Genomic DNA, 14,969 nt, shown 5'->3' on the forward strand with positions numbered 1-14,969 from the left:
TAAACGAGGCGGCGAACCCGCTGATGAAGCTTTTTTGCAACTCTAAAATGTAGATAGCTAGTGCAAAATTTTGCGTTAGAAAAATATACAGATTAACTATTTTTCAAATCAAATAGTAGTTTTGCTTTTTTAAGATACGATTCCGTATCCTGTGAAAGATCAAGAAAGTATTCTACCTGCCATTTTTGAGTGGCTTTTGCCTGCTTATTTTCCGTGAGATCCCAGTTTGGATATACTCTGATTCCTCTTTTACCAATCTTTTGATCATGGGACAAAATTCCTTTTTCTATCAGAACTTCTTTAGGAAATATGAAAATTCCTTTATCATTGTCCGTGGAAGCTGAAATTAAATAAAAATCAAACAGATCATTGGAATCAAACGGAGCTGTTTCTCCCTTTTCATTACGTTTCCAGATAGTCACAAACTGGCCTGTTTTAGTTGGTGTTATCTTTGCTGTTCGGAATTTAATATTCAGTTGGTTTAGACCTAAACTGCAACCTGAATACTCTTGGGCTTCTATATCTTCTTCTACATTTAAAAGTTTCAGTCCAAGCGGCTGAAAAATCAGTTCATCGACATTTTTAAGATTCATGAATATCATTTTTTATTGCTCCATAAGCTTTTCTGTAAGCTAACATAGAGACTAAGCATTGCAAAAATAGCAAATCCTCCTGAAGGCAGAAGGATTTGTTGTATTAATTGGGTTTTGTTTACTATCCTGTTTTTTGATTTGTCAAATTACTCCTCTCCAAAAAACGCATTAGAACTCCCGATCCATATGGCATCCTTCTTGTTAAAATCCACATTTACCATCGCAGCTTTAGTCATTCTTCCCAAGTTTTCCAGTAGAATAGGACGTTCGTCATTTTCGTGCCAGATGTAAAGCAATCTGATTTCAGCTTTTGAAAACTCTCCGTTGATATCTTCAAAAATTGGTTCATAAGTTACTTTTCTTTGTAAGATATAATTTTCCTTATCCTCAATAGCCTCAGTAATTTCTTTCGTAGGATTTAAATTCACTCCGCTTCCTGCAAATGAAAATAAAGGTTTCAATACAAAATTATCCAGACTTTCGGATTCGGGGAATTCGTGAAGAAAATAGCTCTTCGGAACGAATTGATGCTTCAGAATCGGAAGAAGAAACTTTGAAATCTTAAAGAACCAGTTAGGGTGTGTGATCCATTTAACATCAATATCATCACGGAAATCGAACCCGGTTTTCAGATCCGGAATTCTATCCAGTTCATCAAAAATGACACGGTTATAGATCCTTTTAATCTCAACAGTTTTTCCGTTGTTTTCATAAAACAGCTTTCTGCCTTCTTTTTTTACTTTAGTCAGGCAAACTGTTTTTATTCCCAGTAATTGTTCTGTTAGAGCAAAATCAATGGCTGTTTTCTGTTTCTCTGGAAATATTTCAAGGAGAATAACATTTTCAGGGTCCTCATCACCTATAATCAGCTCTTTTAAATGACTTTTGAACTCAGAATGCGGCATTGTATTTCTGATCTCAGAAAGAAAAGGGTAAACCTCACAAAATGTGTCCTCAAATACTTTTTGAAAAGCATATAAAGAAGGAAATGCCTGCAGTTCTATGAGTTGAGGTTCTATTTTTCCGTTTTCGCTTCGGCAGATCCCAAAATCAATGGTAAAAAAGTGAGGCTGAAGCGTGTCATTCGGCACTCTGCAGTTATCCGGAACAGCCTTGTAAAGCACTTCGGCAGGAAGTGCTTTTATCTGGTCAATAATACTTTCGCTTGCGTCAAGAAGTTTGTCTTTAAATTCATTTGTAAGAAAAAGCGGGCTTTCTGAAATTCTGAATGCCGGTGCAATATTTCCTTTCTGGGCAAGGCTTTCTTTAAGCTGATCATATTTTTCCTGCGAAAATTCCTGGTTGAACTGTTTTCTGTATTTTGGGATCATATTTTTTCTTTGTGGTTTTTATTTTAAAAAATCGAACATTTCTGTCCGATTTAATCTGTTATGGTTATTGCCATATCTTATTAATAATGCTTCGACTTCGCTCAGCATAACATCTCTAATACTGACTGTTATTTGTTCAGCATTGCCATACTGAGCAAAGTCGAAGCATCTATTATATAAGCTTAAGCCAAAGCTTCACTTTCCTTTAAAATGTTTTTTTTTGCAGACTGAAGGAATCTCGGAAGGATTTGGCTTCTGGTAAGGATAATCTTGTCTTCATCATCTATTCTGTCTACAGTTTCAAGGTATTTCTCCATGCCGAAGTTCTCAATCATTGCTGTTTTATTCTTTTCGTCTTTCAGATTTTCTATCATGCCTTTGGGATCAGCTTCCGGATGAAACTGCGTTCCGAATATTTCATCTGAAAAACGTACAGCCATTATAGCTCTTTCCAGGTTAATATGTGGTCTGAATTTCTCGATAGCCGTGATTTTCATTCCCAACTCATCAAAACGGTCCATATCCGGCTCAATAAACTGGTACGCTCTGGAATCTACAGCATAAAAAGGATCCTGAAGATTTTTGAACAAAAACTCCTGCTTGCCTTCGTCTGTTTTATGAACCGGCATTACCCCGAAAGAATAAGATTTTCTTTTGCAGATATTTCCCAGCTTCCAGTGAATACTTGCCAATTGGAATGAATGACAGATCAGGAACAGATATTTTTTATCTTCATTATGTTTATTATGCTTTAAAATACCATCCAGAAAAGCGGCATACTTGTCCTCCCATTCCAAACCTTCTCTGTGTGGGTTTCCAGGTCCGCCAGAAGAAATAAAGATGTCAAAATCTTCAATGTTGGGCATTTCATTCTTAAACCTTACATCAAATGTTTTGATCGTTACATTTTCTTCAGAACTTTGTTGGAATGCTTCTGAAATCTCTTTAATATTTCTAAAGCCTTGATTGACATGGTTGTTGTTCATATCAACCAGAGCGATTCGAATATCTTTCATACTACTTCATATTTTTTGCAAAGTTACCAAAAATATTACGAAGCCGTTTCGCCATGTGTTATGCCATACTCCGTTTCAGAGATCATATAATCTACTACTTTGGTAAGATCTCCGGTTTCATTAAATACTTTAAGCTGTCTGTCGGCTCCTGTTCCGTTTTCCAGGATGGTCCAGGCATATTCAACCTCTTTTCTGCAGTCCAGGTCATCTACTACATCATCAATGAATTCCAGGAGTTCTTTCAGCAGATGTGGATAAGGAACGGATTCTTCTTTTCCGAAATCAATCAGATGGGCTTCAATACCGCTTTTAGATGCTCTCCATTTGTTTTCGTTTAGCAATAATCTTCTGTAGCTTCTGAAACTTAAATTTTGCTGGTGAAGTTTATAGATTTTTGCTACTAAACTTTGCATAATGGCAGCCATACAAACTGTTTCCTCTATCCTTAAAGGCATGTCACAGATTCTGAACTCAATGGTAGGGTAGAATGGGTGGACACGCAGGTCCCACCAGATTTTCTTGGCATTATCTATAGTTCCGGTTTTTACAAGAAGTTCTACATAGCTGTCAAATTCAGCCAGTGAATTGAAGTAGCTGGGAATACCGGTTCTTGGGAATTTTACAAAAATTTCCTGTCTGTAAGACTTGAATCCTGTATTTCTTCCGATCCAGAAAGGTGAGTTGGTAGAAAGTGCATAAACGTGTGGAAGAAAATAACGCATTACATTCTGAATCCTTACCCCTTCTTCACGGTTAGGGATCCCAATATGGACATGGAGCCCGAAAATTAAATTTCCGCGGGCAACATCTCCCATATCATCCACGATCTTGTTATACCGCTCACCGTTGGTGATGGTGTTATGTTCCCAGTTAGAAAAAGGATGGGTTCCACCTCCGGAAACACGAAGTCCCTGTTCATGAGCTGTATTGATTAAATGTCTTCTCAGGTTAGTTAGTTCCGTTCTGGCTTCCTTAATATTCTGGCAGATTCCGGTTTCCATTTCGATCATTGATTCATGCATTTCATGTTTTAGATTTTCACTTAAAACAGCTTTGCCCCCTTCAATGATCTTTGAAACATGAGATATTAAGTCTCTGCTCTCAACATCAATGATCTGATATTCTTCCTCGATTCCTATAGTAAACTGATGCATTTTTTTTTCGTGTTTTTTTATTTTTTTAATGATTATTTTACGGAGTCTTTTACAAACGTACCCCAAGAGATGTTAGGTTTTCCAGGAACATATTCTTTTGCTTTTTCAATGGCCAGTTTAGCAGAATGCTCTACAATCCATGCAAAGTTTTCTTCACCTACCGAGTTTTTATCTGCATCAGGAGCCGGATTGCAGAAATCTATCGCATATGGAATTCCGTCTCTGATGGCAAACTCTACCGTATTGAAGTCGTAGCCTAGAGCTTCATTCATGGTAATAGTGTAATCATGAATTGTTTTTAACAGTTTTTCAAGTTCCTCTCCTTTGGTCTGATGTGTCGTGGCATACCTTAAGTGATGTGGATTACGTGGTTCGTAAGGCATAATGTGAACATATTTTTTGCCCAGACAGTAAACCCTGTAATAATCATCGAAAACAATTTCTTCCTGTACCATCATCACAAGCTGTTCTGTTTCGCTTAATTTTTCCCATAGATCTTCAGGATTTTCCACCCTGTATACACTTTTCCATCCGCCGCCGTCATGAGGTTTCATATAGGCAGGAAACCCTACATAATTGAAAATATATTCCCAGTCGTGAGGGAATTTCAGGTTTCTGAATGATGTTTCCGAAGTATCTGTAGGTCTTTCGTGCGAAGGAAGGAGTACTGTTTTAGGAAGCGGAATTCCAAGTTTTGTCATCAGCGCATTATTGAAGAACTTTTCGTCGGCGCTCCACCAGAATGGATTATTGATTACATAAGTTCCGTTAAGTGCTGCATTTTTCAAATAAGCCCTGTAAAAAGGAACATCCTGCGAAATTCTGTCGATAATGACTGCATAGCCGTAATCAGCTCCCTGCTCAAGTTTATCGATATTTACTGCTTCAGCAATGATTTCTCCGCCGCCCAGCTCATTCACTTTGTCGATAAACGCCCAAGGAAATGTGTCTTCCATACCGAATAGAATTCCCACTTTTTTTGCCATAATTTCTGTTTTTAAATTGGTATATGTTTTATTATTTTATCTTATTAAATGTACGGTTTCATGAGAAAAAAGTTCCTATAAAAGTAGGAAATACCATCCTCCATAACGGCCAGTCGTGATTGATCCATTTTCTCTCATCGTACCAGAAATCGATTCCCTTCGAGCTTAAGATCTCTGCCATTTCAATATTTTTATCCCTGCAGATGTCCTGGTCAGAAGTGCTCAGTACAATGTGCATATGTTTGTATTTCCATGCCTCGTCATTCTTTACAAATTCTCTCGGGCAGTTAAAATATACGAGTTCATCTGAATATCCGTCCATGAAATTCCTGATGCTGAATGCTCCGGAAAGACAGAACAGATGGGAAACCACGTCCGGAAACCTGAAAGCAAAATTAGCGGCATGATAACCTCCGAAACTTGCTCCTGCCACTGCAACACGGTGTGTTTTATGAATTTTCTGGATATAGGGGATAAATTCCTGAATCAGAAACTGTACATACAGCTCATAATTCTTTATCCTTTTCTGAGGCGAAATTTTTTCATCATAAAAGCTCCAGCTGTCAATCGTCTGGATATTATAAAGCTTTACTTTTCCCTGTTCTATAAACCAATTGATACTTCCGTTGAGATGAAAGTCGTGATTTTGGGTGTATTGTCCCTGGGAAGTTGGAAACATAACGATGGGATATCCGTAATGTCCTGTAACCTCCACTTTAAGACTTGTTCCTAATATGTTTGAATAATAATCTGTATGTTCTATATGCGGCATTGATCAGTTTCTTTTATTATATATTGTGTTTAGCTTGTCAGTTTACTTTTGGGCGGCAGAATATTCAGCATTTCCGCCTGGATTTTTTCGGCAGCACTGTCTAGTCTTTGCTGTATAATGTCCGGATCGCTGGATTTGTAAACAATTCCTACATGATGATCGATCGGAAGGAACTTCACAGCTTCCTCGCTGCTGAAAACACTGTAATCAGGCTCTTTATCTTTGATCAGGGCAATAATGAGACCTGAATAGTAACCTGTAGGCTTCGAAGCCTGATAGCTTTTTCCACGCAGAAGGGCATCTTCAATCTTGGCCCATTCCCGCCAGATATTAATATTACTGGAGGCTTCAACAAGATCAGGAATGTGTGCGCCTCCAACTCTGGAGGATGTTTCAAGGAAATACCATTTTCCATCGGCTTTTCCACGGATAAATTCAGTATGGGTAGCTCCGTTCATTAATCCGAAACTGGAAAGAACTTTGGCATTGACTTCTTCAAGGGCTTTAAATTCATCGGAATATCTTCCCAGGGTTTTGGATCTGAATACACCACCTTCATGAGAAACCTGCATAGGTGGTGCAAGGTATTTGGAAGCAGATGTAAATACAATTTCTTTATTAAAAGTCAGACTGTCCACATGATAGACATCTCCGGGTTTAAAACTTTCCAGCAAAAAAAGATGTCGCTCTTCACCAAGGGCATTCAGTTCGTTCCAGAGCTCATCTTTGGACGAAAATTTTTTAATCCCTGATGCTGACGCTTCTGAGCGGGGTTTTAATACCCAGGGAGCCGGAACTTTCTCTACAAAGCTGTTCACTTCATCATTATTAAAAACAGCTGTAAACTCCGGAACATTGATACCCGAATCTTTCGCTTTCTGGCGCATAGCCAGCTTATCCCTAAAATAGCGGTGTGTAGTCTGTCCCATTCCCGGAATACGGAATGTTTCTCTGATCAATGCAGCCTTCTCCACATCATAATCGTCGAGGGCCACTACAGCATCTACTTTCCTGGTTTTCATGAGATGTGAAAATCCCTGGACCAGATGATCCAGATTCCAGACAGAAGGTTTTAATTCAGACATATAAAATACCTCATCAATAGCATGCCATGGCCAGTTTTTTTCTTTAAGGCCTTCTGATGTTATCAAGATAATTTTATTACCGAGCTTCTTCATTTCGTCCATGAAGTCATAGCCCTTGTAATAGCACGAAATACATACTATTGTTTTCTCCTCCATATAATGTTTTTTAGTTTTTAGTAAATTATCAAAAATAAAAGCAATTTTTTATTGATTAATTAATGTTAAAAATCACAATAAACTGCGTTTTTGAAAATACACACTCAAGTATACAGAGAAATTTTGAAAAAAACTAATTTTTAGTGATAATTTTCAATTAAATCGGCCAGCAGCTGTACTCCAAAGCCGGTTGCTGCTTTTTCTTTTGAATATCCCGTACTTCCGAAAGCAACTCCTGCAATATCCAGATGTGCCCATTTAGGATGGTTTTCAATAAACTGCTCCAGAAATTTAGCGGCTATGATGCAATCACCGATAGGTTTCATAGAAATGTTTTTCAGATCTGCAACGTCAGACTGTATATCATCTTTCCATACATCCCATAAAGGAAGATTCCATACTCTTTGGTTGGTATTGTCTCCGGTTTTTACCAGAAGGCTTTTCAGCTCATCATGATTGGAGAACATGGCTCCGCAGGTATCGCCGAACATTCTTACAGAGCTTCCTGTTAAGGTAGCAAGGTCAATCAGAAAATCCGTTTTATAGTTTCTGGCAAGATAAGAAAGTCCGTCAGCGAGAATCATTCTGCCTTCTGCATCCGTATTGAGTACTTCAATGGTTTTTCCGTTGTAGGCCGTAATAACGTCGCTTGGAAGAAAAGCCTTTTCAGAAATGGCATTATCCGTGATAGGAAGTACGGCAACGATATTCACCGGAAGCTTCATTTCTGCTGCATAGATCAGGGTTCCGATAACTGCCGTGGCACCTCCCATATCAGATTTCATGTAATGCATATTGTCCGGGTTCTTCAGAGAAATACCTCCTGTATCAAAAAGGACACATTTCCCGACCAAACCAAATGTTTTGGCATTTTTAACGGTAGTTTTATATTCGATAATGGTGAAAGCGGCATCATAAGCACTTCCCTGGTTAACCGACAGATAAGCGCCCAGGCCTAATTCTTCGCATTTTTTTCTATTGAATACAGTATATTTTAGGTCATATTTCTTGGCCATATTTTTCAGAAACAGACTTAATATATCAGGTTTCTTAAGATTAGCCGGCTTATTCAACCATTCCTGACAGGTTGTTTGTCCGTTGGCTAACGCTTCAGCTTTTGAGCTGATTGTATATAGTTTTTTCTGGCTTAAATTTTCAAAATGGATCTCAAATTTTGGATTCCAGAAAGCATGCTTTTTATCAAAAGGATAGCTGTATGTTCCAAAAAGTAAACCTTTTACGAACTCTTCGAACTGTTTCTCATTCAGAAAATCTGCTAAAACGAGACTAGGAATAGCCTGAAGCTTGTCTTTTTGTGTTTGGGAGAATTTAACGGCTACCTGCTGAACCTCAAAATTCTGCAGCGTGGATTTGCCCAAACCGATTAGATACATGATCCTTTCCTCATCAGTATGAATGAAAACCTCATATTTCTTTCCGGAGAAAAAAGAAGAGATGTTTTTATTGTAATTTTTGCTGGATTTTTTCCATTCTTCTTCTGTGAAAAGGTGAAAAACCTGTGTGTATTTTTTATTTTTTTTGTTGATCAGTTTCATAAGCTTAATTTTTAATGCTCTGTTGTTGTGGTTTTACTTCTACCGGATTTTCCGTGTTGTCATAGAACAGCCACTCAATGGCTCTGGGAAACTCCTGGGACCAGTAAAATTCACTGTGGGTTCCTTCCGGATTGATGCTGGTCCTGAATTCAAAGTCAAAAAGATTCTTCTTTTCCCAACGCTTTAAATATTCTTCAAAAACATGGATTCTTTTTACCATTTTGGAACCTTCCTGACCACCCCCATACAGGTATATTTTGGTTTTAAAAGGAACCCTGAAGCTCATCATCGGAAAATTATTGTTAGGTTCCACCCAAAGTGAAGGGGAGAAGATCAACAGTTTAGAATAAACCTCAGGATAAAGAAATCCGCTGTAAATACTGATCAGCGCGCCCAATGAGCTGCCCCCGATTCCTGTATTGTCACGGTCTTTTTTCGTGCGGTAGTGTTCATCCACAAAAGGCTTTAAAGTATCTGTAATGAAACGGATGTATTTTTTTCCTTCCGAGCCGTTCGCAATATTGTCATTGTCAAAGATATATTCCTTGATACGTTCTTCACTGCCGTGTTCTATCGCAATGATAATAACATCACCACGTCCATATTCCGCTAAAATAGAAAGCTTTTTATCAATTTCCCAGTTTCCGTACCCACTTCCTTCGTTGAAAAGATTTTGGGCATCCTGAAGATAAAGCACGGGATAGCTTTTATCGGATACATAATAGTCGTAAGGCAATACCGCCCAGATTTTCCGGTACCGTTCTAGTTGTGGAATATAGAATTCTTCCGAAATAACTTCTGCAATCGGGAAAAACTCCTTTTTAAAAGGTCCCCAGTTGAGCCTCCATTTTTCTATGATATCAGATGTTTTCCCGGATGTTTTTTCAGCTTTCCGGTTTGGAGTGATGTTTCCGTATTTATCGAGCTCCACATTTTCCCAGCCTCCTTTTGTGAATTTATATTCTACGGTATTCGGAAGTATTTCGTTGTCAATCTCTATAAAATAATTGTGCGGATCCAGCTGTTTAAGCTGATAATTGTAGTCTCTTGGGTTCCAATTGTTGAAATTTCCGGTGATGTATACCGTTCTGTTGTCGCTTTCTTCAGTATAAAGTTCAAACCTCATCCTATGTGTTTAATATAATTTTGAAGCTAAATTTATAAAAAAGATTGTTTTAAAATCATAAAAAGATAAATATAAAAAATAATATATTTGATATTTGTGCCCAAAATCGGGAAATTAACATAATAATTATTTGATTAATTATTAATCGTTATTGTGGGGAATTTTCGTAGTTTCAAAGAAAAATAAAGTATAACTATATCTTGATGAATTCTGTTAAAACCTATACGCTGTTCACAGATCATGATATCTACCTTTTCAAAGAAGGCAGGCATTATAAGCTGTATGGGAAATTTGGAGCACATTCTGTTGAAAAAGAGGGTGTAAAAGGTGTCTATTTCTCGGTTTGGGCTCCTAATGCAAAAAAAGTTTCCGTTATAGGGAATTTCAACAACTGGAATCATAAAGATCATATTCTGTTTCCGCGGTGGGACGGATCGGGAATCTGGGAAGGATTTATCTCCGGACTTACCTGGGGGACGTTATATAAATATGCTGTAGAAACTGCCAGAGGTGAAATTCTGGAGAAAAGTGATCCTTTTGCTTTAAGCTGGGAGCAAAATCTGCAGGCAGCCTCGCTGGTTTCTACAACCTGGTACGAATGGAGTGATGAGGAATGGATGGAAAAGCGCTGGAAAAGCAACAGTCTGAATGCGCCGCTATCTGTGTATGAGCTGCATTTAGGTTCCTGGGTAAGACAAGGTGATGCTCCGGATAAATATTTGAATTACCGTGATATTGCTGAGAAATTAGTTCCTTATGTAAAGGAAATGGGCTTTACGCATATAGAATTCATGCCTGTTATGGAGTATCCGTACGATCCAAGCTGGGGATATCAGATTACCGGCTTTTATGCAGCGACCTCACGTTTCGGTTCGCCGCAGGATCTGATGTTTCTGATCAATGAGCTTCATAAAAATAACATTGGGGTTATTTTGGATTGGGTACCGTCTCATTTTCCGGGAGATGCCAACGGGTTGCACCGTTTTGATGGCTCTTACCTTTATGAACATGAAGATCCCAGAAAAGGGTTTCATCCTGACTGGAAGTCTTATATTTTCAATTACGGCAGAAATGAAGTGAAATCTTTCCTGATCTCGAATGCGATGTTCTGGCTGGAACGCTATCATGCAGACGGACTTCGTGTAGATGCAGTCACATCTATGCTTCATCTTGATTATTCAAGGAACGAAGGAGAATGGGAGCCTAATATTGAAGGGGGAAATGTAAATCTTGAAGCCAAAGCTTTTTTGCAGGAATTCAATACGGCTGTTTATAAAGAATTTGGAGACAGTATTGTTACGATAGCTGAGGAAAGTTCGGATTTCCCTATGCTTACAAAACCTGTTCATGATGGTGGAGTAGGCTTCGGAATGAAATGGATGATGGGATGGATGCATGATACGCTGGATTATTTTAAAGAAGCTCCGGAAAACAGGAAATACCACCATCATAAAATCACTTTTGCATCCGTGTATATGTATAACGAAAATTATATGATGCCGCTGTCACATGATGAAGTGGTACACGGAAAAGCGAGCCTGATCTATAAAATGCCGGGTGATGAATGGCAGAAATTTGCCAATCTCCGCACCCTATATGTCTATATGTACACTCATCCGGGAGCCAAGCTTCTTTTTATGGGGGACGAATTCGCCCAGACCGGTGAATGGAATTTTACCAGAAGCCTTGATTGGCATCTGCTGCAGTATCCGGTTCATAAAGGAATGCAAAGTTTAGTCAAAGATCTAAATCATTTATATAGGAACGAAACTGCTTTTTATGAAAATCAATTTGATAAAAACGGATTTGAGTGGGTGGAAGCGGATGATCTCGAGAATTCAGTCTATGTGTATCTTAGAAAAGGCAAAAGAAGGGATGATGTATTGATGGTCGTTCTCAACATGGTTCCACAGGTTTTAGAATATACCATCGGAGTTAATGTAGGGACTCATTGGGAGGTTATTTTCAACTCTGATGACCAGAAATATGGCGGAAGCGGTGTAGATGCTGATATTCTGGGTGAAAAGCAGGAAGAATGGATGAGGCATCCAAAATCTGTCACGGTAAAACTTCCACCAATGGCAGGAATTGTTTTAAGACAGAAAAAAGATAAAAAATATAAATTACAGAGAATAAAACAACACAAGAAATAATCATTAGATGCTGAGGACTACAATAGGGTTTGATGAAATATAAATGACAGTGAAATTATGGTAATATATCATTTAAGTACAGAATGTTATCCGGTAGCAAAAGTAGGTGGTCTTGCAGATGTTGTGGGAGCGCTGCCGAAATACCAGAACAAAATAAAGGGAATAGAAGCCAAGGTTGTTATGCCCTGGTATAATAAATCTTTTGTTCATGATCATGAGTTTGACATAGTTTTTGATGGCTTTATTCATCAGGGAGAAAATATGCTTCAGGTCCAGGTCATGAAGGAGAAAACAGATGCTTTGGGATTTGAATTGTATATGGTGAAAATTCCCGGACTTTTAGATAGGGAAAACCCTTACGGATATCAGGATGAAAGTTTCCAGTTTTTAGCCTTTCAGCATGGGGTGCTTCATTGGCTGAGTGCTATGAAGATCCGTCCGGATGTATTGCATTGCCACGATTATCATACAGGGTTAGTCCCTTTTATGACGCAGCACTGTCCTGAATTTGAATTTTTAAAGGGTGTAAAAACTATCGGCACCATCCACAATGGAGAGTACCAGGGAATGATGAGCTGGAATATGGCAAATTATATGCCTCATTTTGATTCCTACAAATGGGGGTTAATGGACTGGAACGGACTCATCAACCCGCTGGCAAGCATGATCAAATGTGGAGATGCTTTTACAACTGTTTCTGAAGGTTATCTTGAAGAACTGTTTATCAGTTTCCGCGGACTGGAAAGTCTTGTGCGCCAGGAGTTCGGAAAAGCATACGGGATCATCAACGGGATTGATACGGAAGTATGGAACCCTGAAACCGATCCGATGCTGGATTTTAATTTTAATATTAAAAATGCGGTAGCCCAAAAGAAGAAAAATAAAGAAAAGCTCTGCAAAGAATATGGTTTGAAGCCGGAACTTCCTCTGTTTGCCTTTATAGGAAGATTTGCTACCGAAAAAGGAGCGGATTTCCTGCCGGATGTAGTCTGGAAAAGCATTAAGCAGAGTTATGGTGCACTGAATATTATGATCCTGGGCTCTGGAAATGCTTATATTGAAAATAAGCTTAAAGAATATGCATACACATATACCAATTTTGCGCTGGATCTGGGGTATAAAGAATACCTTTCCCATAAGATCTATGCATCCGCGGACTTTCTGCTGATGCCGTCGCGCGTGGAGCCATGTGGGCTAAACCAGATGTATTCTATGAGGTACGGAACAGTTCCTGTTGTAAGATATACCGGAGGCCTCAGAGATACAGTGGAAGATATTTCAACCGGAGGAGCGGGATTAAATTTTACCTATCCGGGAGTAGACGATATAGTACATGCCATGAACAGGGCATTGGGAATTTATAACCAAAAAGGAATTATGGAAGATCTTATCCATGCCAACATGAAATTTGATTTTGCATGGGAGAAATCTGCGGAAAAATATATAGCTTTATATAATAACTGATATCACGAAAATTTCCGGATTTCTTTTGCTGATCATAATCTAAAGAGTGTTTTAGAGTAGCGGTAAATACTAAGAAAAAACAGTAAATTTAATTCAATAAAACGCAAGATACCTATGAAACGAAATGTAATCTCCATTGTTTTGGGAGGCGGCAGAGGGACAAGATTATTCCCGTTAACATATTCAAGATCCAAACCGGCAGTTCCTATTGCAGGAAAATACAGGCTGGTAGATATTCCTATTTCCAACTGTCTGAATTCGGGACTCAATAAGATTCTGGTTTTAACACAGTTCAATTCAGCTTCCTTAAATTCACATATCAAGAATTCTTATCACTTTGACATTTTCAGCAAAGGATTTGTAGATATTCTTGCTGCTGAGCAGAACGTGGAAAACGATAGCTGGTACCAGGGAACAGCAGATGCGGTCCGCCAGTCGATGAAGCATCTGGAAAAATATGATTACGACTATATTCTTATCCTTTCCGGTGACCAGCTTTATCAGATGGATTTCAGGGAAATGCTCGATTTTCACATTAAAAACGGAGGTGATGTGACGATTGCTACCATTCCCGTGGTGGCAAAAGACGCCACAGGATTCGGAATTTTAAAGTCTGATGACGACGGAAACATTACATCTTTCTATGAAAAACCGGAATATGATATTCTGGATGGCTTAAAATCTGAAGTTTCAGAAGAAAACAAGCGTAAGGGAAAAGAATATCTGGCCTCGATGGGAATTTATATCTTCACGAGAACCATACTGAAAAAAATGTTTGAAGATGGAGCCGGGGATGATTTTGGAAAAGATATTATTCCAAATTCTATCGGAAAATACAAAACATTGAGCTACCAGTATGAAGGCTACTGGACAGACATCGGAACTATAGAATCTTTCTACGAAGCCAACCTGGATCTGTGTCAGGACTTTCCGCAGTTTAATCTTTTTTCCTCTTCACCCATTTATACAAGAGCAAGGATGCTGCCGCCGTCCAAAATTAACGGTTCATACGTAAGCAAAGCTGTTTTCGGGGATGGATGTATTATAATGGCCGATAAGATTGAGAATTCAGTGATTGGGAACAGGACCAGAATAGATAAAGGAAGTACGATTGTCAATTCTTACGTAATGGGAGCCGATTTCTACCAGAATACTACCGAAATTGTGCTTAATGACAGAAACGGGTACCCGAACATGGGAATAGGAAAATACTGCTATATTGAAATGGCTATTCTTGATAAAAACTGCTATATCGGCGACAATGTAAAAATTATCGGCGGAAAGCATATTCCGGATGGCGATTACGGAACCCATTCCGTACAGGATGGAATTGTAGTGGTGAAAAAAGGAGCTGTTCTTCCTTCGGGAACCCATATCGGATAATGAAAGATATGGTTAGTTGACTAGCTATACATAAAAGAGGAGACCCAATAATGTCTCCTCTTTCTGTATATATAAGCTTCTTTTATTAAGATAGCCGTCTTCAGGAATTTCTGAAATTGAATACTGAGAAAAACCCGTTGAAAAAAGTAAAATCAAAGGAAATACAAATAACTTCTTCATAGAAAAATATTTAA

13 protein-coding genes are annotated in these 14,969 nt (G+C 38.5%); 3 read left to right on the forward strand and 10 right to left on the reverse strand.

All coding sequences use genetic code 11. The annotated features are described in order from the left end of the window. Positions 1–92 precede the first annotated feature (92 nt). The 9 genes from ACTJIV_RS07325 to ACTJIV_RS07365 form a co-directional block, all read right to left on the reverse strand. Complete coding sequence (locus tag ACTJIV_RS07325; RefSeq protein WP_440626573.1) at positions 93–593, reverse strand: MepB family protein; 501 nt, start codon at positions 591–593, stop codon at positions 93–95. Positions 594–739: 146 nt separating this feature from the next. Beyond that, the gene (locus ACTJIV_RS07330; RefSeq protein WP_440626575.1) at positions 740–1,924 is read right to left on the reverse strand and encodes a hypothetical protein; all 1,185 of its coding nucleotides are present in this window, start codon (positions 1,922–1,924) and stop codon (positions 740–742) included. Positions 1,925–2,106: 182 nt separating this feature from the next. Further along, the gene (locus ACTJIV_RS07335) at positions 2,107–2,940 is read right to left on the reverse strand and encodes a type 1 glutamine amidotransferase (protein ID WP_111958161.1); all 834 of its coding nucleotides are present in this window, start codon (positions 2,938–2,940) and stop codon (positions 2,107–2,109) included. Positions 2,941–2,975: 35 nt separating this feature from the next. Beyond that, positions 2,976–4,094, reverse strand: coding sequence for a carboxylate-amine ligase (locus tag ACTJIV_RS07340; protein ID WP_111958159.1), 1,119 nt, complete (start codon positions 4,092–4,094; stop codon positions 2,976–2,978). A gap of 32 nt (positions 4,095–4,126) precedes the next feature. Continuing rightward, positions 4,127–5,080, reverse strand: a complete 954-nt coding sequence (locus ACTJIV_RS07345; protein ID WP_111958157.1) for an ATP-grasp domain-containing protein — start codon at positions 5,078–5,080, stop codon at positions 4,127–4,129. 58 nt (positions 5,081–5,138) lie between these two features. Then, on the reverse strand, positions 5,139–5,852 hold the full coding sequence (locus ACTJIV_RS07350) for an alpha/beta hydrolase-fold protein (protein WP_111958155.1): 714 nt from the start codon (positions 5,850–5,852) through the stop codon (positions 5,139–5,141). 29 nt (positions 5,853–5,881) lie between these two features. Beyond that, a complete protein-coding gene (locus ACTJIV_RS07355; protein ID WP_336378632.1) occupies positions 5,882–7,093 on the reverse strand; it encodes an ATP-grasp domain-containing protein in 1,212 nt (403 codons plus the stop codon). 140 nt (positions 7,094–7,233) lie between these two features. Beyond that, the gene (locus tag ACTJIV_RS07360) at positions 7,234–8,649 is read right to left on the reverse strand and encodes a leucyl aminopeptidase family protein (RefSeq protein ID WP_440626578.1); all 1,416 of its coding nucleotides are present in this window, start codon (positions 8,647–8,649) and stop codon (positions 7,234–7,236) included. A gap of 4 nt (positions 8,650–8,653) precedes the next feature. After that, on the reverse strand, positions 8,654–9,775 hold the full coding sequence (locus ACTJIV_RS07365) for an alpha/beta hydrolase-fold protein (RefSeq protein ID WP_440626580.1): 1,122 nt from the start codon (positions 9,773–9,775) through the stop codon (positions 8,654–8,656). 203 nt (positions 9,776–9,978) lie between these two features. Between ACTJIV_RS07365 and glgB the strand changes: the two genes are divergently transcribed. The 3 genes from glgB (at position 9,979) to ACTJIV_RS07380 (ending at position 14,775) form a co-directional block, all read left to right on the forward strand. After that, positions 9,979–11,928 carry a 1,4-alpha-glucan branching protein GlgB gene (gene glgB / locus ACTJIV_RS07370; RefSeq protein WP_440626582.1) on the forward strand — a complete coding sequence of 650 codons (1,950 nt, stop codon included), beginning with the start codon at positions 9,979–9,981 and terminating at the stop codon, positions 11,926–11,928. A 57-nt stretch (positions 11,929–11,985) separates the two neighbouring features. Beyond that, the gene (locus ACTJIV_RS07375; RefSeq protein WP_440626584.1) at positions 11,986–13,392 is read left to right on the forward strand and encodes a glycogen synthase; all 1,407 of its coding nucleotides are present in this window, start codon (positions 11,986–11,988) and stop codon (positions 13,390–13,392) included. A gap of 114 nt (positions 13,393–13,506) precedes the next feature. Then, positions 13,507–14,775 carry a glucose-1-phosphate adenylyltransferase gene (locus tag ACTJIV_RS07380; protein ID WP_111958143.1) on the forward strand — a complete coding sequence of 423 codons (1,269 nt, stop codon included), beginning with the start codon at positions 13,507–13,509 and terminating at the stop codon, positions 14,773–14,775. Between the two features lie 24 nt (positions 14,776–14,799). On the opposite strand, the gene ACTJIV_RS07385 is transcribed toward ACTJIV_RS07380, so the two are convergent. Next, the gene (locus ACTJIV_RS07385; protein WP_440626586.1) at positions 14,800–14,955 is read right to left on the reverse strand and encodes a hypothetical protein; all 156 of its coding nucleotides are present in this window, start codon (positions 14,953–14,955) and stop codon (positions 14,800–14,802) included. Positions 14,956–14,969: the final 14 nt, after the last annotated feature.

The organism is Chryseobacterium sp. 22532 (assembly GCF_052044665.1).
Classification (GTDB): domain Bacteria; phylum Bacteroidota; class Bacteroidia; order Flavobacteriales; family Weeksellaceae; genus Chryseobacterium; species Chryseobacterium lathyri.